The 16,296-nt window shown below is 51.9% G+C and carries 19 protein-coding genes and 1 riboswitch; of the genes, 1 reads left to right on the forward strand and 18 read right to left on the reverse strand.

Annotated features, from left to right (window positions below):
• Positions 1-204: 204 nt before the first annotated feature.
• The 18 genes from murA to MHH28_RS20075 all read right to left on the reverse strand — a co-directional run bounded on the left by murA (position 205) and on the right by MHH28_RS20075 (position 15,600).
• Positions 205-1,581 carry a UDP-N-acetylglucosamine 1-carboxyvinyltransferase gene (murA, locus tag MHH28_RS19990; protein WP_405104837.1) on the reverse strand — a complete coding sequence of 459 codons (1,377 nt, stop codon included), beginning with the start codon at positions 1,579-1,581 and terminating at the stop codon, positions 205-207.
• Positions 1,582-1,779: 198 nt separating this feature from the next.
• Positions 1,780-2,037 (reverse strand): DUF1146 family protein, encoded by a 258-nt coding sequence (locus tag MHH28_RS19995; protein ID WP_405104838.1) that lies wholly within the window; start codon positions 2,035-2,037, stop codon positions 1,780-1,782.
• Between the two features lie 351 nt (positions 2,038-2,388).
• A complete protein-coding gene (locus MHH28_RS20000) occupies positions 2,389-2,805 on the reverse strand; it encodes a F0F1 ATP synthase subunit epsilon (RefSeq protein ID WP_036699230.1) in 417 nt (138 codons plus the stop codon).
• Positions 2,806-2,868: 63 nt separating this feature from the next.
• Complete coding sequence (atpD, locus tag MHH28_RS20005) at positions 2,869-4,266, reverse strand: F0F1 ATP synthase subunit beta (protein WP_036721719.1); 1,398 nt, start codon at positions 4,264-4,266, stop codon at positions 2,869-2,871.
• 35 nt (positions 4,267-4,301) lie between these two features.
• On the reverse strand, positions 4,302-5,171 hold the full coding sequence (atpG, locus tag MHH28_RS20010; protein WP_405104841.1) for an ATP synthase F1 subunit gamma: 870 nt from the start codon (positions 5,169-5,171) through the stop codon (positions 4,302-4,304).
• Between the two features lie 111 nt (positions 5,172-5,282).
• Complete coding sequence (gene atpA / locus MHH28_RS20015; RefSeq protein ID WP_405104843.1) at positions 5,283-6,794, reverse strand: F0F1 ATP synthase subunit alpha; 1,512 nt, start codon at positions 6,792-6,794, stop codon at positions 5,283-5,285.
• Between the two features lie 11 nt (positions 6,795-6,805).
• On the reverse strand, positions 6,806-7,357 hold the full coding sequence (locus tag MHH28_RS20020; RefSeq protein WP_405104845.1) for a F0F1 ATP synthase subunit delta: 552 nt from the start codon (positions 7,355-7,357) through the stop codon (positions 6,806-6,808).
• Positions 7,354-7,842 (reverse strand): F0F1 ATP synthase subunit B, encoded by a 489-nt coding sequence (atpF, locus tag MHH28_RS20025; RefSeq protein ID WP_405104847.1) that lies wholly within the window; start codon positions 7,840-7,842, stop codon positions 7,354-7,356. Before atpF ends, MHH28_RS20020 begins: the two co-directional genes overlap by 4 nt.
• Positions 7,843-7,939: 97 nt before the next feature.
• Positions 7,940-8,152 (reverse strand): F0F1 ATP synthase subunit C, encoded by a 213-nt coding sequence (gene atpE, locus MHH28_RS20030; RefSeq protein ID WP_036699216.1) that lies wholly within the window; start codon positions 8,150-8,152, stop codon positions 7,940-7,942.
• Between the two features lie 104 nt (positions 8,153-8,256).
• The gene (atpB, locus tag MHH28_RS20035) at positions 8,257-9,024 is read right to left on the reverse strand and encodes a F0F1 ATP synthase subunit A (protein WP_405104849.1); all 768 of its coding nucleotides are present in this window, start codon (positions 9,022-9,024) and stop codon (positions 8,257-8,259) included.
• A gap of 29 nt (positions 9,025-9,053) precedes the next feature.
• Complete coding sequence (locus MHH28_RS20040) at positions 9,054-9,431, reverse strand: ATP synthase subunit I (protein WP_405104851.1); 378 nt, start codon at positions 9,429-9,431, stop codon at positions 9,054-9,056.
• A complete protein-coding gene (locus tag MHH28_RS20045; RefSeq protein ID WP_405104853.1) occupies positions 9,424-9,657 on the reverse strand; it encodes an ATPase F0F1 in 234 nt (77 codons plus the stop codon). The genes MHH28_RS20040 and MHH28_RS20045 overlap by 8 nt, the downstream gene beginning before the upstream one ends.
• Positions 9,658-9,821: 164 nt before the next feature.
• Positions 9,822-10,997, reverse strand: a complete 1,176-nt coding sequence (wecB, locus tag MHH28_RS20050) for a non-hydrolyzing UDP-N-acetylglucosamine 2-epimerase (RefSeq protein ID WP_405104855.1) — start codon at positions 10,995-10,997, stop codon at positions 9,822-9,824.
• Positions 10,998-11,036: 39 nt separating this feature from the next.
• Positions 11,037-11,666, reverse strand: a complete 630-nt coding sequence (upp, locus tag MHH28_RS20055; protein WP_405104857.1) for a uracil phosphoribosyltransferase — start codon at positions 11,664-11,666, stop codon at positions 11,037-11,039.
• 512 nt (positions 11,667-12,178) lie between these two features.
• Positions 12,179-13,426 (reverse strand): serine hydroxymethyltransferase, encoded by a 1,248-nt coding sequence (gene glyA, locus MHH28_RS20060; protein ID WP_405104859.1) that lies wholly within the window; start codon positions 13,424-13,426, stop codon positions 12,179-12,181.
• A gap of 59 nt (positions 13,427-13,485) precedes the next feature.
• Positions 13,486-14,070, reverse strand: a complete 585-nt coding sequence (locus tag MHH28_RS20065) for a TIGR01440 family protein (protein ID WP_405117188.1) — start codon at positions 14,068-14,070, stop codon at positions 13,486-13,488.
• 155 nt (positions 14,071-14,225) lie between these two features.
• A riboswitch (ZMP/ZTP riboswitch) is annotated at positions 14,226-14,309 on the reverse strand.
• 49 nt (positions 14,310-14,358) lie between these two features.
• Positions 14,359-14,946 carry a low molecular weight protein arginine phosphatase gene (locus MHH28_RS20070; protein ID WP_405104861.1) on the reverse strand — a complete coding sequence of 196 codons (588 nt, stop codon included), beginning with the start codon at positions 14,944-14,946 and terminating at the stop codon, positions 14,359-14,361.
• A 75-nt stretch (positions 14,947-15,021) separates the two neighbouring features.
• Positions 15,022-15,600 (reverse strand): manganese efflux pump MntP family protein, encoded by a 579-nt coding sequence (locus tag MHH28_RS20075; RefSeq protein ID WP_405104863.1) that lies wholly within the window; start codon positions 15,598-15,600, stop codon positions 15,022-15,024.
• A gap of 379 nt (positions 15,601-15,979) precedes the next feature.
• Here MHH28_RS20075 and MHH28_RS20080 point away from each other — a divergent pair, with 379 nt between their 5' ends.
• Positions 15,980-16,294 (forward strand): helix-turn-helix domain-containing protein, encoded by a 315-nt coding sequence (locus tag MHH28_RS20080; RefSeq protein WP_340750738.1) that lies wholly within the window; start codon positions 15,980-15,982, stop codon positions 16,292-16,294.
• Positions 16,295-16,296: the final 2 nt, after the last annotated feature.

The following is a 16,296-nucleotide window of genomic DNA, read 5'->3' on the forward strand; positions in this document are numbered from 1 at the left end:
AGATATGAATTTGCGGCACCTGCTAGAACGGGATTTTGAGAGAAAGAGAGTTGCGGAATACCCCAAAATAACCCCACAAAGTGGGGCTTTAGCTTAGATGATGACTCAGGTACTTTGCGGGGACCCCAAAACATATAAATTCTTATCTTTCAAAAAAGGGACCAGCCGCTAAGCGGCTGGTCCCTTTACATTTAAGAATAGCTATTATACCCAAGAAGGCTGAATCTGGAAACGGGGTCTGATTTCTTCGGCTTTGGAGGATTCGATTCTGGCCGGTTCAGGCTTGAGAACTTCTTCCTTCGCAGCCGGAGCAGCCGACTCTTCCATGGAAATACGCCATATGTCCGCACCGAGTCCTGACAGCTTCTCAGCCAGATGTACGTATCCGCGGTCAATATGATGTGTTCCGCTAACCTCCGTGGTGCCTTCGGCCACAAGTCCCGCCAAAATAAGTGCTGCACCTGCACGCAGGTCGGTAGCACATACCTTAGCGCCAACCAGGCTGGCATTGCCGGTTACAATCGCAGAGCGGCCTTCAATCTTAATCTCCGCGTTCATATTGTGGAATTCATCCACATGCATGAACCGGTTCTCGAAGACGGTCTCGGTCACTACGCTGGTTCCTTCCGAGCGAAGCAGCAGTGCCATCATCTGTGACTGCATATCTGTCGGGAATCCCGGGTAAGGTAATGTCTTGAGATCCACAGCCTTCAGCGGCTTGTCGCTGATGACACGGACTCCGTTCTCATCCGGGATAATCGTAATTCCCATTTCCTCCATCTTAGCAATCACCGGACCCAGATGGTCGGCAATGGCACCCTCTACATACACATCGCCGCCTGTGATCGCTGCTGCTGCCATGTAGGTTCCAGCCTCGATCCGGTCAGGAATGACATGATGTCTTACGCCGTGCATGCGCTCCACGCCTTCAATCCGGATCACTCCGGTTCCGGCTCCGCGCACAATGCCGCCCATCCCGTTCAGGTAATTCGCAAGGTCCACAATCTCCGGCTCCTTGGCGGCATTCTCAATCACTGTGGTGCCTTCGGCAAGCGCGGCAGCCATCATTATATTTTCGGTCGCACCTACGCTGGCCACATCCAGATAGATCTTGGCTCCGCGCAGTCGTCCGTTACTTTTCGCATCAATGTAGCCCTGGCCCAGACTGATCTCGGCTCCAAGCGCTTCAAAACCCTTCAAGTGCTGGTCAATCGGCCTTGTTCCAATGGCACAACCGCCAGGCAGTGAAATACGAGTATGCCCCATACGGGACAAGAGTGGGCCCATCACCAGGAAAGAAGCCCGCATTTTGCGTACCCATTCATATGGCGCTTCACAGGAGGTAATCCGTGTCGCATCCACTTCAATCACATCGTTCTGGTATGTAATACCTGCACCCAGAGATTCCAATACCTTATTAATCGTCATTACATCGTCTAACGGAGGTGCGTCCACAATGACGCTAACTCCTTCTTCTGCCAATAGAGAGGCGGCTATGATCGGTAGTACGGAATTTTTTGCGCCGCTAACTTTCACGCTCCCGGTCAATCTGTTGCCACCGCGGACGATAAATTTGCTCATTTCGGTTTCCCTCCGCGTCCATTATTTCTGAAATTAATTTTTGAGGTTAAAATTCGTTTGTTAAGATATTGAATATTCCGTCATTGCGTCTGAGGTGCAGATTCCTTGCTTAACTTCAGTGTTGACATAATAAAACCTTATTATTCGACACTTTTTTCACTACTCTGGCCTATACAGATATAACCAAAGCTGCTGCCGTTAAAACATCCGTACGGTAAGTCCGCTCCAGCTCAGGTAATCAAGCAGGAACCCGGCGACGAAGTGACCCAGGACAATCGCCAAGAGCAGGTGCAGCAGTCTGCCCTGCGGGCTCTTGGGATATCTTATGACCAATTCCAGCTTAAGGTTCTGAAGTGCCCACCAGGATAATGCAACGCAGATCAAAGAGACAACCATCGAAATCATATTGCTGGTGCCGATCGCACCCGACAACTCAGCGGATAAACGTGTGTTCATATTAGCCCCCTGTGTTAGGTACTCGGAAATCGACTCTTATATCATACTTGTGCAGGGGAAAAGAATCCAGTACTTTTACGAAATTTTAAACAATTCGTCCTTTAAAAGCAGATCTGTTTACGGTATCTTCATATTCTGCTAGATTCGCGCCAGTCAAATCCCCTCCAGCAAAGTGGGGCTAGGGCTCCCGGAAGCAATATTTTCTAACCTAGCAAGTAGAAACGGCTTTGCCGTCCTTTTAAAGGACGGTACCGTTTCAGCGAGAAATAGAAGGATAAATTATGGTGTGAAACATATAATTTCTTATATTTCAAAAAAAGCAGTCAAGCTCAGGGCTTGACCGCTTATCTGCTACTGTTGTCCTTTACCGGTCGAAACTTTGATCCGCGTTACAGCACGCTGCAAGGCCAGCTCCGCACGGCGGTGATCGATCTCATCCTGCTTGCTTTGCAGCTTCAGGCGGCGCTCAGCCCGTTCCTTAGCCGCTTCAGCGCGCTCCACATCAATATCCCGGGGCAGCTCAGCACTTTCAGCCAGCACCGTTACTTTATCTTTGTGCACTTCAACGAAACCGCCATGCACAGCGATGGAGACTGTAACGCCGTCCGCCTTAACGCTAAGCGGAGCAACCTGAAGCGGGGTTACGAGCGGAATATGTCCCGGGAGAATCCCCAGCTCACCGTTCACGCCGCGTACCGTCAGACTGTTCACTTGCTTGGAGTAGACCAGATGCTCCGGAGTAACTATTTCGAGCAAAAAGGTATTCACTTCCATTCCTCCTCAAAGCTTTACAGAATAAAGCCCGATCCCCCAGCATAAGCATGCTTAGGGTTACAACGTTTTCGCTTTTTCCACGGCTTCTTCAATCGTGCCTACGAACAGGAACGCCACTTCCGGAAGATCATCGTGCTTGCCTTCCAGAATTTCCTTGAAGCTGCGCACGGTCTCTTTGATCGGCACATATTTGCCTTTGAAGCCGGTGAACTGCTCGGCTACGTGGAACGGCTGGGACAGGAAGCGCTCAACCTTACGGGCACGGGCCACAATGACCTTATCCTCTTCACTCAGCTCATCCATACCCAGGATGGCAATGATATCCTGAAGCTCGGTATAACGCTGCAGCAGCTGCTTAACGCCTTGTGCCACGTTATAGTGCTCTTCGCCGACGATTTCCGGGGCCAGCATCCGCGAGCTGGAAGCCAGCGGGTCAACCGCAGGGAAAATCCCTTTTTCAGAGATTTTACGCTCCAGGTTGGTTGTTGCATCCAAGTGGGCAAACGCCGTAGCCGGTGCAGGGTCAGTATAGTCATCCGCAGGCACGTAGATCGCCTGGATGGAAGTAACAGAACCTTTCTTCGTGGACGTAATCCGTTCCTGCAGCTGACCCATTTCTGTAGCCAGAGTAGGCTGGTAACCTACCGCAGACGGCATGCGGCCGAGCAGGGCCGATACTTCGGAACCCGCCTGGGTGAAGCGGAAGATGTTATCGATAAAGAGCAGCGTATCGCGGCCTTCCACATCACGGAAATATTCCGCCATGGTCAGACCGGTCAGTGCTACGCGCAGACGCGCGCCCGGAGGCTCATTCATTTGTCCGAAGACCATCGCCGTTTTTTTGATAACGCCGGAATCGGTCATTTCGTGGTAGAGGTCATTCCCTTCACGTGTCCGCTCGCCAACGCCTGCGAATACGGAGATCCCGCCGTGCTCCTGTGCGATGTTGTTGATCAATTCCTGGATAGTTACCGTTTTACCTACGCCGGCACCGCCGAACAGGCCGATTTTACCGCCCTTGGCATAAGGGGCCAGCAAGTCGATAACCTTAATTCCGGTCTCCAGAACCTCTGCCTGAGTTGACAACTCATCAAAGGTAGGAGCCAGACGGTGAATCGGGTTTCTTGCAGCCACCACTTCAGCACCGTTATCGATCGGATTTCCCAGTACGTTAAATACGCGGCCCAGTGTTGCTTCACCGACAGGAACCGAGATCGGCGCTCCCTGGTCAATAGCGTCAATCCCGCGAACCAGTCCATCAGTAGAGGACATGGCGATACAACGCACCAGGTTATCTCCAAGATGATTGGAAACTTCAAGAGTCAGATCCATGCTGCGGCCATCGCTGAGGCTCGCAACAATTTTGATGGCGTTGAATATCTCAGGCAGCTGGCCGCGTTCAAATTCAATATCGACAACCGGACCCATAATGCTCACAACGCGTCCTTTGTTCATCTTCATTTCCCTCCTCGAAAGCTGTTACATGTGTATTAAGACTGCGCGTTCGCACCAGCCACGATCTCGGTAATTTCTTGCGTAATGGCCGCCTGACGGGCACGGTTGTACGTAAGCCTAAGTTCTCCGATCATTTTTGACGCGTTCTTCGTTGCACTGCCCATCGCTGTCATCTTAGCTCCCAGCTCACTGGCCTTGCCGTTCAGGAGAGCACCATAGATTAAAGTCTCGGCATACTTCGGAAGCAGAACTTCCAGTACGCCTGCTGGTGAAGGCTCGTATTCATAGGCAGCCGCTGCTCCGTGATGTTCGCCTTCCCCGACGCCTTCCATAGGCAGAAGTTTGTCTACAGTCGGTATCTGGCTGATCGCATTGACAAACTGGTTGTAGCAGATGTACAGCTCATCGTAGACGCCTGTCTCGAACTGGTTGACCGCCGAATAGGCAATCGACTTGATGTCGGCGAATTTCGGGGTATCGGACAGCTCGGTGATTTCTTCTACAATGGGATATTCACGGCGCCGCAAAAAGTCGCGGCCTTTGCGTCCGATCACAAACAGCGCATACTCATCCTTGGACTTATGCCGTTCTGCGATCAGCATCGTTACTTTACGCAAAATGTTGGCATTGTAGCCGCCGGCAAGACCTCTGTCCGAGGTGATGATCAAATAACCTGTTTTTTTGACAGGCCGGCTGACCAGCATCGGGTGCTGGATATCCTGCGTACCGGCAGCAATACTCGAGACGACCTCTTTAAGCTTCTCGGAATACGGACGGGCTGCTTCTGCCTTCTCCTGCGCCTTGCGCAGCTTGGACGCAGCGACCATCTCCATCGCTTTGGTGATCTGTCTGGTGTTCTGAACGCTCTTAATTTGACGTTTAATATCGCGCATGCTTCTTGCCATGATTTCACCACCTTAGAGCTTTGGCATAGCCAAAGCTAACTTCGTAAGCATAAGCTGAGCTTTGACGTAATCAAAGCTGACTTCGTAAGCATAAACTGTAATTTCTATATATTAGCTTGTAGCAAAGCCTCTTTTGAATTTCTCGATGGCTTCCTTGAGCGCAGCCTCGTTGTCTGCGGTGAGATCCTTGGTATCCGCGATGGATTTCAGGATTTCGGTTGCACTGCTTTCGATAAAGGCCAGGAATTCCTTCTCGAAACGCTTAACGTCCTTGACAGGAATATCATCCAGGTGTCCCTTAACAGCGGTGTACAGACTGAGTACCTGATGCTCAACGGTAAGCGGCTGATTGACACCCTGCTTCAGAATCTCCATCATACGCGCACCGCGGTTCAGACGGGCTTGAGTAGATTTATCCAGGTCGGACCCGAATTGGGAGAAGGCTTGAAGCTCACGGTATTGGGCCAGATCCAGACGCAGGGAACCTGCAACCTTCTTCATGGCCTTGATCTGTGCGGAACCCCCTACACGGGATACGGAGATACCGACGTTGATCGCCGGACGCTGGCCGGAGTTGAACAGATCGGATTCAAGGAAGATTTGGCCGTCGGTAATCGAAATTACGTTCGTAGGAATGTAAGCCGATACGTCAGAAGCCTGTGTTTCGATGAACGGCAAGGCGGTTAATGAACCACCACCAAGCGCATCGCTAAGCTTGGCCGCACGTTCCAGCAGACGGGAGTGCAGGTAGAATACGTCACCAGGGAAGGCTTCACGGCCCGGTGGACGGCGGAGCAGCAGCGACAATTCGCGGTAAGCCGAAGCCTGCTTGGAAAGGTCATCATAGATGACAAGCACATGCTCGCCCTTGTACATGAAGTATTCGCCCATAGCGCAGCCTGCGTACGGAGCAATATAGAGCAGCGGAGAAGGCTCGGAAGCCGACGCGGTTACCACGATAGTGTAATCCAGCGCGCCATGACGGCGGAGGGTTTCTACTACCTGTGCTACAGTAGATTGTTTTTGTCCGATAGCAACATAGATACACTTCATCCCGTTGCCCTTCTGGTTGATGATCGCATCAATCGCGATCGCAGTCTTACCCGTCTGACGGTCACCAATGATCAGCTCGCGTTGCCCACGGCCGATTGGTACCATGGCATCAATAGCTTTGAGTCCTGTCTGCATCGGTTCGTGTACCGACTTACGGTCGATAACCCCCGGTGCATTATGTTCTACTGGACGGAATTCCGTAGTAGCGATTGGACCTTTGCCGTCAAGCGGCTGGCCCAGTGCGTTGACTACGCGGCCCAGCATGGCTTCGCCCACCGGAACCTGCATGATCTGTCCTGTACGTTTCACTTGATCGCCTTCACGGATCGCTGTGTATTCACCCAGAATAACAACACCGACGTTGCTTTCTTCCAGGTTAAGCGCCATGCCTACTACACCGTTGGAGAACTCCAGCAGTTCCCCTGCCATTGCGTTTTCCAGACCGTAGACACGGGCGATACCGTCGCCGACTTGAATGACGGTGCCAATTTCGGCCACTTCGATATCGGCTTTATATTGCTCAATTTGACTTTTGATCAAAGTGCTGATCTCTTCAGGTCTGATGCCCAATATCCTCACCCCTATCTTCTTTGCTTATCATTAAAGGATTTCTCAAGACGCGTAAGCTTACCGGCCAGACTCCCGTCATACAGCGTATCACCGATGACCACTTTCAGTCCTCCGAGCAGGCTCTTATCTACCACATTGGTTACACGGATCTTCCGGTTTGTTAGCTGGCTGAATTCAGCAGCTACAGTATCCTGTTCTTCCTGACTCAGGGAATAGGCGGAGTAGACCGTAGCATCGCCGATGCCGAGGGCGTCCCCTTCTATTTTGATGTACGTAGCCAGCAATTCTGCGAAAATATCGGTTCTGCCCCGCTCTACCAGCAGTTCTACCATGTTCATTACCGCCTGCGAGACTTTACCCTGCAGTGCCCCGCGCAGCACATTCAGCTTGTCGGACTGCGAGATGCGCGGTGCCAGGATAAACCGTTTCACCTCTGCATCATCATGAAGCACTTCGACAACCATTTTAAGCTGGGCTTCCACTTCAAGCGTAATGTTCTCATCCACTGCAGCACTGTACAAGGCTTTGGCATAGCGTTTGGCAACTACCGTATCGCGGCTCATGATCGGCCTCCTACCTCTTTGAGGTATTGATCAACAAGCTGTTCCTGCTCGCCGTCAGCTGCAACTTCCTTCTCAAGCAGCTTCGAGGCAATGCGTACCGAAGCTGTACCCAGCTCGCTGCGCAGCGCTTCCACCGCTTTGTTCTTCTCGTTCTCAATGTCACGGACCGCTTCGTCTTTCAGACGGCTCGCTTCCACGTGGGCCTGCTCAAGAATCTTGTCAACCTGATTGTTGCTGGTAGCCTGAGACTGCTGAATGATAGCCTGTGCCTCTTGACGCGCCTGCTGCAGGGCCTGCTTCTGCTCTTCTACATAAGCGACCGCCTGCTCTCTGGTCTTAGCTGCTTCATCCATTTGCTGCAGCACCATTTCGCGCCGTGTCTCCATAATTCCAAACAGCTTGCTGAAGGCAAACTTGCTGAGCAGGAAGTATAGAATCGCAAATGCAGCAATAGAAAATACTATATTGGTCCAAACGATATCCACTGAGGTCACTCCCTTCCGTTACCGCGGCTTGCGGACATATACAAAAGTAAGGCGCGGATGGCACTTGCCCTCCCCGCCAAACCGTAAAAACGGTTTATTAAGTAAACATGATCAGGAACGCAATAACTGTAGCGGCCAAAGGAATAACTTCTACGATACCTACACCGATAAACATTGTTGTCTGCAGTGCGTTACGTGCTTCCGGCTGACGGGCGATAGATTCCACCGTTTTACTGACGATCATACCGTTACCCAGACCTGCGCCGAGTGCGCCCAAACCAACCGCGATTGCTGCTGCCAAAAATTCCATTTGTAAATATCCTCCTTTAATTTCGGTTCTTTTTGTAATTGCTTAATAATATAAAATCTCCCGCGAAGTATTCCGGCACCTGCCGCTTTCCTCACGGCAGCTTATTAATGCGCTTCTTCCTCATGGATCGTCATCTGTGCGATGTAGACCATCGTCAGAATCGTAAAGATAAAGGCCTGAAGCGCCCCGACAAAGATACTGAAGCCCTGCCAGACGGCCAAGAACGGAATACTGAGTATTCCCAGCTTCAGAATAACGGTAATCAGAACCTCGCCGGCAAAAATGTTGGCAAATAGACGGATGGCAAGCGCCACAGGCTTCGCCAGGTTCTCAATAATGTTCAGCGGCAGGAAAATTGGAAACGGCTCAATATAGTGCTTGAAATAATGCTTGCCGTTCAGCTTGATGCCCAGATAGTTCATGAGTACAAACACAACGATTGCAAGTCCAGCGGTTACGTTGATGTCTGCAGTCGGCGATTTGTACCACAGAATCTCCGCATGTGCGCCATCGGCCAGGTTCTTGGTTGCTTCGATAACATGTCCGAAGACTGTAACCGGCCCATGGGCTTCTGTAATGACGGAAAACGGCAGACCAAGGAGATTGGAGACGAAGATAAATAGTATCAGCGTCAATCCCAGTGATATGTAAGGTTTTCCCTTCTTCAGATCCATGGCGCTGCTGATCAGTCCCTGTACAAATTCGACAACCCATTCCATGAAATTCTGAAGCTTGGACGGATTCTCAACCGACAGGTTGCGGACGGACAGCATGACCAGTACGAACACAATTACCGAGCTGATTACCAGCATCAGCACAGCAGACAGGTCAATCGGTATTCCGCCAACATAGATTAAAGGCATTTCGTGCATAGTATCATCCCCCTTTCTCTTTAATATGGCTACAGCTTATTCTTGATTCCTAGATATATCCCCACGGGAATAGCCAGAAGCTGGGGGATGAACAGGCCGGCAATCGTTGCCTCCAGCGAGAAATGCTCATATTTGACAGAAAACATAGTAACCAGAATTGCAAAACTGATTCTTGTAGCAAAACCAAGGCTGAAGGAACTCTTTTCTTGCTTCGCCACCGATTCTGTCACTCTTCTGACCTTAAGGGCAAGATAACGGAAGTTAACCAGTCCTGCCAGCAAGCCGAGTGTCATGCCCAGAGTAACTGCGCGGGTCTCATGATGGAGAGCCCAGCCCATTACCAACCCTGCCATAATGATTACGGTCACCCTGGTGACGATATTGATTACGGGAGTCATATTATCCATTTTGCTCCCCCAGAAAATTTTTGATTAGCAGAGCCACATTCACAACTCCGAGAATCAACCCGGCAATTGTTCCGATGGCCAGCCAGGAAGCAGGTCCGTCCATCAGATTACGCAGCCACTTTGCCACAAAAAAACCTATTACAATGTAAGCGGCAAGCAAAGTGCCTGCACCCCCGAGTACCAGAGCTGTCCGCGCCAGTCCGGGCTCCTTCTTTGATTCCTTCATAGGCTACAATCCCAACTAATTTTACTGAATATCCAGACTCTTTGTCAATTCACAGAAAATTGCTCAAAAGCGCATGAAAACATGAAAATAATCACAGCAAAACATGCCAAAACCATATAAACCGTACAGTTTCACTGTATGCTGCTTTTATTAACTTTAGTATATTAGTTGTCGTTACCTAAATCATCATTTGTGAACATTGTGTGAAATTCTTCCGGACGTTCTTCAACTGCTCCGAAATGGTGCAAAATCGCATTGACAATTCTCTCGGAGGCTTTGCCGTCTCCATACGGGTTGGCGGCCCGGCTCATGGACTGATACAGGTTCTGATCGGTCAAAAGAGCATGTGTCCGTTGATACACCTTCTCCTCGTCCGTGCCCACAAGCTCCAATGTTCCGGCTTCGATCCCTTCCGGGCGCTCGGTCGTATCACGCAGCACAAGCACAGGAACTCCAAAGGAGGGAGCTTCCTCCTGCAGGCCGCCGGAATCGGTCAAAATCAGGTGGGTATGCGGATAAAAGTTATGCAGGTCAACGACATCCAGCGGATCAATCAGCTTGATTCTCGGGTGTCCGCCGAGGATCTCATGGGCCGGTTCCTTCACTGCAGGACTCGGGTGCACGGGATACACAATGGCTACATCTTCGAATTCATCAGCGATTCTTTTGACTGCACGGAAAATATGACGGTGCGGTTCGCCTTGGGATTCTCTGCGGTGCGCCGTCATCAAAATAAGTCTTTTTCCTGAAGCAAAATCAAGGACCGGATGCCGGTAGTCCGGCTGTACGGTATATTGAAACACATCAGTTACAGTGTTGCCTGTGATATAAATACTTGATTCTTTTTTGTTCTCGTGTCTCAGGTTGCCCGCTGACCAGTGGGTCGGAGCAAAATGCAGATCGGCAAGCACACCTGTCAGCTGGCGGTTCATTTCTTCCGGATAAGGCGAAAGCTTGTTCCATGTCCGAAGACCTGCTTCCACATGTCCAACCTGAATTTGCTGCAGGAAAGACGCATAGCTGGCCAGGAAAGTGGTCAGGGTATCGCCGTGTACAAGCACCAGGTCCGGCTTTACTTCACGGAGCACCGGCTCCAGGCCTTCCAGCACCCGGATGGTAATCTCATTCAGCGTCTGGCGGTCCTTCATTACGTCCAGATCATAATCCGGGGTAATCTTGAACACCTCCAGCACCTGATCCAGCAGCTCCCTGTGCTGCGCAGTTACGCAGACAATAGATTCAATCTGTTCAGGGTGCTTGTTCAACTCCAGAACCAAAGGCGCCATCTTGATCGCCTCGGGGCGCACTCCGAAAATCGTCATTACTTTAATTTTGGACATAACCCCTAACCCTCTCTTCTGAAAAATGTTTGTTCTATATTACTTGGTTCCGTACAGTCTGTCCCCGGCATCTCCGAGACCCGGAATAATATAACCATGCTCATTCAGATGATCATCCAGCGCGGCAACATAGATGTCTACATCCGGATGAGCGGCTTGTACAGCAGCAACGCCTTCCGGGGCAGCAATCAGGTTCATCATCTTGATCTGGGTACATCCGCGGTTCTTAAGCGAGGTAATCGCTGCAATCGCCGAGCCGCCTGTCGCCAGCATAGGATCAATTACGATCAGCTCACGCTCCTGCACATCTGTAGGCAGCTTGATGTAGTACTCTACCGGCTGCAGTGTATCCGGATCGCGGAACAGGCCTACATGCCCTACCTTGGCTGCAGGAAGCAGCTTCAGAACCCCTTCGAGCATCCCCAGACCGGCGCGCAGAATCGGAATCAGGCCCAGCATTCTTCCCGAAATCACTTTGCTCTGTGTCTCGGCCACCGGCGTCTGCACCGTAATGGTCTCCAGCGGAATGTCACGAGTAATCTCATAAGCCATAAGTGTTGCTACTTCATCGACATGCTCCCTGAACTCTTTTGTGTTGGTCCGCACATCGCGAATGAATGTCAATTTGTGCTGAATCAATGGATGATCGCAAATCACCAATTTTCCCATGTTGTCCCTCCGGTAATTGTAAGTCTTATTTATAGCCAGAGTAAGCGCTTTGCCTCTCAAGTGGCTAAATCCTATCTATTATATCATCACCCGGACTGCTTTTCACCTACAGAAGGACGAATCTGCCCGTTCTCCAGCTCCCTTGAAATTCCCAGCCCATGGAAGCTTAAGGGAATACAGCCACCCCTCTGGATATAAAACAAAACTTAGTTTGTACGATTAAGCGCTTTTAATACTATTCACAGTTCTTTCACCACTTTTAATGAAAGTTCCATGAACTTTCATGGATTTTTCAGTATAATTCATGGCGTTTTCTTCGCATGTAGTTGTGAACATTATGTAACAGCAAACAAGTGGAAACGACTTTACCGCCCTTTTAAAGGACGGTACCGTTTCGGCGAGAAATAGAAGGATAATGTGTAGCGTGAAACATATACATTTTATATTTAAAAAAGCCTTTGCGTAAACCCGGCGGAACCGGATACGCAAAGGCGATGGTAGAGGGATGGAGCTTAATACTGCAATCCCGGGTAAATCGGATATTGTTCGGTCAGCTTCGCTACCTCGCTTGCTGCCTGGGTCAGGTTCGCCTCATCCTTCGGATTCTTCAGGACATTGGCAATAATCCGGCCGATGGTAACCATGGCCTGCTCATCCATTCCGCGTGACGTCACAGCCGGTGTACCGATACGGATACCGCTGGTTACGAACGGGCTGGTCGGGTCGAACGGAATCGCGTTCTTGTTGACTGTAATTCCGATGGAATCCAGCACCTTCTCGGCGTCCTTGCCGGTGATGTTCAGGTTGCGGGTATCAAGGAGGATCAGATGGTTATCGGTTCCGCCGGATACGATGTTAATGCCAGCGCCGACAAGGGTCTCCGCCAGCACCTTGGCATTCTTGACTACGTTCTCGGCGTAAGTCTTGAAGGAAGGCTGCAGCGCCTCACCGAAAGATACGGCCTTGGACGCAATCACATGCATCAGAGGTCCGCCCTGGGAACCCGGGAAGACTGCTTTATCAATTGCGGCAGCCCATGGCTGTCTGCACAGAATCATCCCGCCGCGGGGACCGCGCAGGGTTTTGTGCGTAGTTGTCGTGACGAAGTGGGCATGCGGAACCGGATTCGGGTGAAGTCCGGCAGCCACCAGACCGGCAATATGGGCCATATCAACCATGAACAGCGCGCCCACATCATTCGCAATCGAACCGAGTGCGGCAAAATCAATCGTACGCGGATACGCGCTCGCACCGGCAACGATCATTTTGGGACGGTGCTTGAAGGCGGCCTTGCGCACTTCATCATAATCGATCAGGAACGAATCCTCCTGTACCCCATAAGCCACGAAGTTATACAGAATACCGGAAGCATTCACCGGGCTGCCGTGGGTCAGATGGCCGCCATGCGCCAGATTCATACCCAGCACGGTATCGCCAGGGCTGAGGGCGGCAAGATATACGGCCATGTTAGCCTGTGCGCCGGAATGCGGCTGCACGTTGGCATGCTCGGCACCGAACAGTTCCTTGGCACGGTCGCGGGCCAGGTTCTCTACGATATCTACATCTTCACAGCCGCCATAGTAACGCTTGCCGGGATAACCCTCGGCGTATTTGTTCGTAAGCACAGAGCCCATAGCTTCCATGACAGCTTCACTTACGATATTCTCTGAGGCAATAAGTTCAATGTTCGCACGCTGGCGGCTCAGTTCGAGGCCCATCGCTTCCAGTACTGCCGGGTCACTTTTACGCAATTGTTCCATGTTTCTAATTTCCTCCCTGTAACTCTGATTTATGTGGTGTTAGTTAAACCCTCTTCACTTCAGTCACAATTCGCGGAGCCGCTTGTCTCAGGTGTGCGGTACACGGCCCGCTCCCCGCCGATCAGCGGCGGTCTGCTCCATGCGGCATTAACCCGGGCTGCCCCGATATACCGCAGGCTCGGGCGGTAAGGTACGGCAATCCGGCGCAGATGCATACCGATCAGCGTCTCTCCGATATCAATACCGGCATGCGCTTCAATGGTCTCTGCCAGCACAGGGTCTGTCATGGACTGGTAAGCCGCGGCAGCCATGGAGCCTCCGGCTCCCGGAATGGGCACAGCCGACACCTCCCTGAGGCCAAGAGATTCCAGCAAAGCGCGTTCCAGCACCAGCGAACGGTTCAAATGCTCGCAGCACTGGTAGACCGGGTGAAACCCGAATTCATCCGCAATCTGCGTGATCCCCTCCAGCAGCTGCCGCGCAACCTCCAGCGCACCGCCTGTCCCAATCCGCTTCCCCGCCACTTCGCTGGTGCTGGCACCGACGACCAGTAGCTTCCCCGGACCGAGCTTGCCTGCTACTGCAAGTTCACGCGTTACCGCAGCAGCGGCTGCGGAGAGCGAAAGCTCTCCGCTGTCCGTCACCTGCTCTGCCGCCGGCATACCGGATAAGCGATCCTCCCCTGACTTTTGCTTCAGGACTTCCTCCATCTTACCGCCCCCTTCAACCGTTTCTGATTTCAATGGAGATGCAACTTTTAAACAAAAAAGAGCAGTCCGCAGGTTGAACTGCGGATGTGCTCTTTTGCCCAGGCGACCGGCCGTTTATTCCAGGTGCTCCATCGTGGTTTCATCCACACTCGTCGCCAGTTACACCGGAACCGGATCATATTTATTACATCTTAAGGGATTGGCGGCAAAAAATCAACCACTTCACAGCCGTCTTAGCGATTCAAGCTTATCGAGCAAACCGTACAGTGCGGTGCGGATCTCGGCAGCCGCCAGCTCGTAATCTTCGCGCGAGCCGCCGAACGGATCACTGATATCGAAGCTGGGGATACGCTGGCGGATCTCAATCATCCGCTGCATAGCCGCTGCATCCGGCTCTGTGCCAAGAGACAGGTTCAGCTCCGCCTCCGCATACAAGCTGTCCAGCTCCCGGATATCGGCGTCCACGGATTCCTGCGTCTGGACATACTCCTTAAGGGTATGGGTCTTCGTAACCGCGTCAGGAAAATATTGCAGCAGGTGCCGCTTGTGCGCTCCTGTCAGGGTAAGGATCAGATCGGCCCAGGCCACCGCCTCTCCGTCCAGCTGTGAGGATACGATGCGGTCCTGAATCCCTTCATCCTGCAGAATGCCGGCGGCATGTCTGGATATGGAAGTACCCGGAACAGCAGAAACTCCGGCAGACCGCACCTCCACATGAATGCCCCGCTCCTTCGCAAGCTTCCGCAGAAGCCCTTCGGCCATGGGACTGCGGCAGGTATTACCTGTGCAGACAAATAAAATATGCAGCAACCTTTCCACCTCCGGTAAGTATTATAATTTCGGTTGGTACAGCCTTTGAATCATTTGGTGTTACCCGTTATTGTATCAAAAGATGAACAGCAAACCAAACGCAAGCAGAATGGCCCCGCCCAGCGCTTCCCCGTATTCCCCCAGGCTGCGGCTCACCCGCCGGCCCAGCAGCAATCCTGTAATGGACATGACACCGCCGCAGGCACCGAAGGCCAGCACGGTTAGAATAATACTATTCACAAACATCCCGAGTGAAACCCCGACCGAGAAAGAATCCACGCTTACACTGAGCGAGATCAGCAGCATGCCCAGGGCCGTCCGGTGATCCATCTGCCTGCTGCTGCCGCCCCCGTCGTCCCGGCGGAAGGAATTGAACACCATATGTCCGCCCAGCAGAACCAGCAGGCCTCCGGCGGCATAGGTGGTAACCTGTCCCAGCAAATGGCCGACATAGCTGCCTGTGAACAGGCCCAGCAGCGGCATCAGCACATGAAAAAAAGCGATCAGCAGGCTGAGCTGCAGCACATGCAGCAGACGGATGCCCCTCATTCCGATACCCACGCCCAGCGAGAATGCATCCATCCCCAGCGCCACCGCCATAATGGCCACTGTTACAATCTGGCCCCAGCCCTCATATATTCCGCCCAAGCCCATGAATAACCCTCCACCCTGAGTCCGTAAGTTCTTGTACAACCACGATATGCGGACAAGATGGTATTCATGACTGTGAGGTAGATGGCAGGGACTGGATATTCTGGCTTATCACGGACTGAGAAGCTGTTATTTTCGAGAAAAACCACTTTTGCGCGGGCTAGCGGACTCCCCTGCGCTTATCCGCTGACTTCCACCCAAAAATGAGCTGACGGAGAGAAAATAAGCGCGATTACAGTCCGTTAGGCCTGGAAAAATGGACTAAATGCGAAAATAACAGCATTACGGTCCGCAAGGCCATCAGGAACTCCACAGCCCCCTAATGAAGTTGGAGTCCTCCCCCACAAAAATGTAGACTAGATACAGGAGGAGGATGAACACTATGGGACACCTAACGGGAACAAGAGAGAAGGCAGCGCAAGAGGTGTTATCTGGCATTAAGGCGGCGGTGGTTGCCCGAAAGTATGGGGTGACTCCGTCCACGGTGAATCAGTGGGTGAGGGATTACCGGGAAGCCCATGGAGAACAAGATCATCCGTACCCCCAGGAGCAGGTAGAGGAACTGAAGCGCCTGGTAGAGGTCGAGCAGAAATATGAGAAGGCGGTGAAGATGCTCGGTGAAAAGGAGTTAGAGATTGAGATTCTGCGTGAACTGCTAAAAAAGCCCACCCCTGCTTATCCGAAAAAATCGAGGTAGCC

This window comes from Paenibacillus sp. FSL K6-1217, assembly GCF_045040735.1.
GTDB lineage: Bacteria > Bacillota > Bacilli > Paenibacillales > Paenibacillaceae > Paenibacillus_AQ.

Excerpts from the sequence above, each read along its gene's own strand:
- murA (WP_405104837.1), bottom strand. The coding sequence starts at position 1,581 with ATGAGCAAATTTATCGTCCGCGGTGGCAACAGATTGACCGGGAGCGTG.
- MHH28_RS19995 (WP_405104838.1), bottom strand. The coding sequence starts at position 2,037 with ATGAACACACGTTTATCCGCTGAGTTGTCGGGTGCGATCGGCACCAGC.
- atpD (WP_036721719.1), bottom strand. The coding sequence starts at position 4,266 with ATGAACAAAGGACGCGTTGTGAGCATTATGGGTCCGGTTGTCGATATT.
- atpG (WP_405104841.1), bottom strand. The coding sequence starts at position 5,171 with ATGGCAAGAAGCATGCGCGATATTAAACGTCAAATTAAGAGCGTTCAG.
- MHH28_RS20020 (WP_405104845.1), bottom strand. The coding sequence starts at position 7,357 with ATGAGCCGCGATACGGTAGTTGCCAAACGCTATGCCAAAGCCTTGTAC.
- atpE (WP_036699216.1), bottom strand. The coding sequence starts at position 8,152 with ATGGAATTTTTGGCAGCAGCAATCGCGGTTGGTTTGGGCGCACTCGGC.
- atpB (WP_405104849.1), bottom strand. The coding sequence starts at position 9,024 with ATGCACGAAATGCCTTTAATCTATGTTGGCGGAATACCGATTGACCTG.
- MHH28_RS20040 (WP_405104851.1), bottom strand. The coding sequence starts at position 9,431 with ATGGATAATATGACTCCCGTAATCAATATCGTCACCAGGGTGACCGTA.
- MHH28_RS20045 (WP_405104853.1), bottom strand. The coding sequence starts at position 9,657 with ATGAAGGAATCAAAGAAGGAGCCCGGACTGGCGCGGACAGCTCTGGTA.
- wecB (WP_405104855.1), bottom strand. The coding sequence starts at position 10,997 with ATGTCCAAAATTAAAGTAATGACGATTTTCGGAGTGCGCCCCGAGGCG.
- upp (WP_405104857.1), bottom strand. The coding sequence starts at position 11,666 with ATGGGAAAATTGGTGATTTGCGATCATCCATTGATTCAGCACAAATTG.
- glyA (WP_405104859.1), bottom strand. The coding sequence starts at position 13,426 with ATGGAACAATTGCGTAAAAGTGACCCGGCAGTACTGGAAGCGATGGGC.
- MHH28_RS20075 (WP_405104863.1), bottom strand. The coding sequence starts at position 15,600 with ATGGGCTTGGGCGGAATATATGAGGGCTGGGGCCAGATTGTAACAGTG.
- MHH28_RS20080 (WP_340750738.1), top strand. The coding sequence starts at position 15,980 with ATGGGACACCTAACGGGAACAAGAGAGAAGGCAGCGCAAGAGGTGTTA.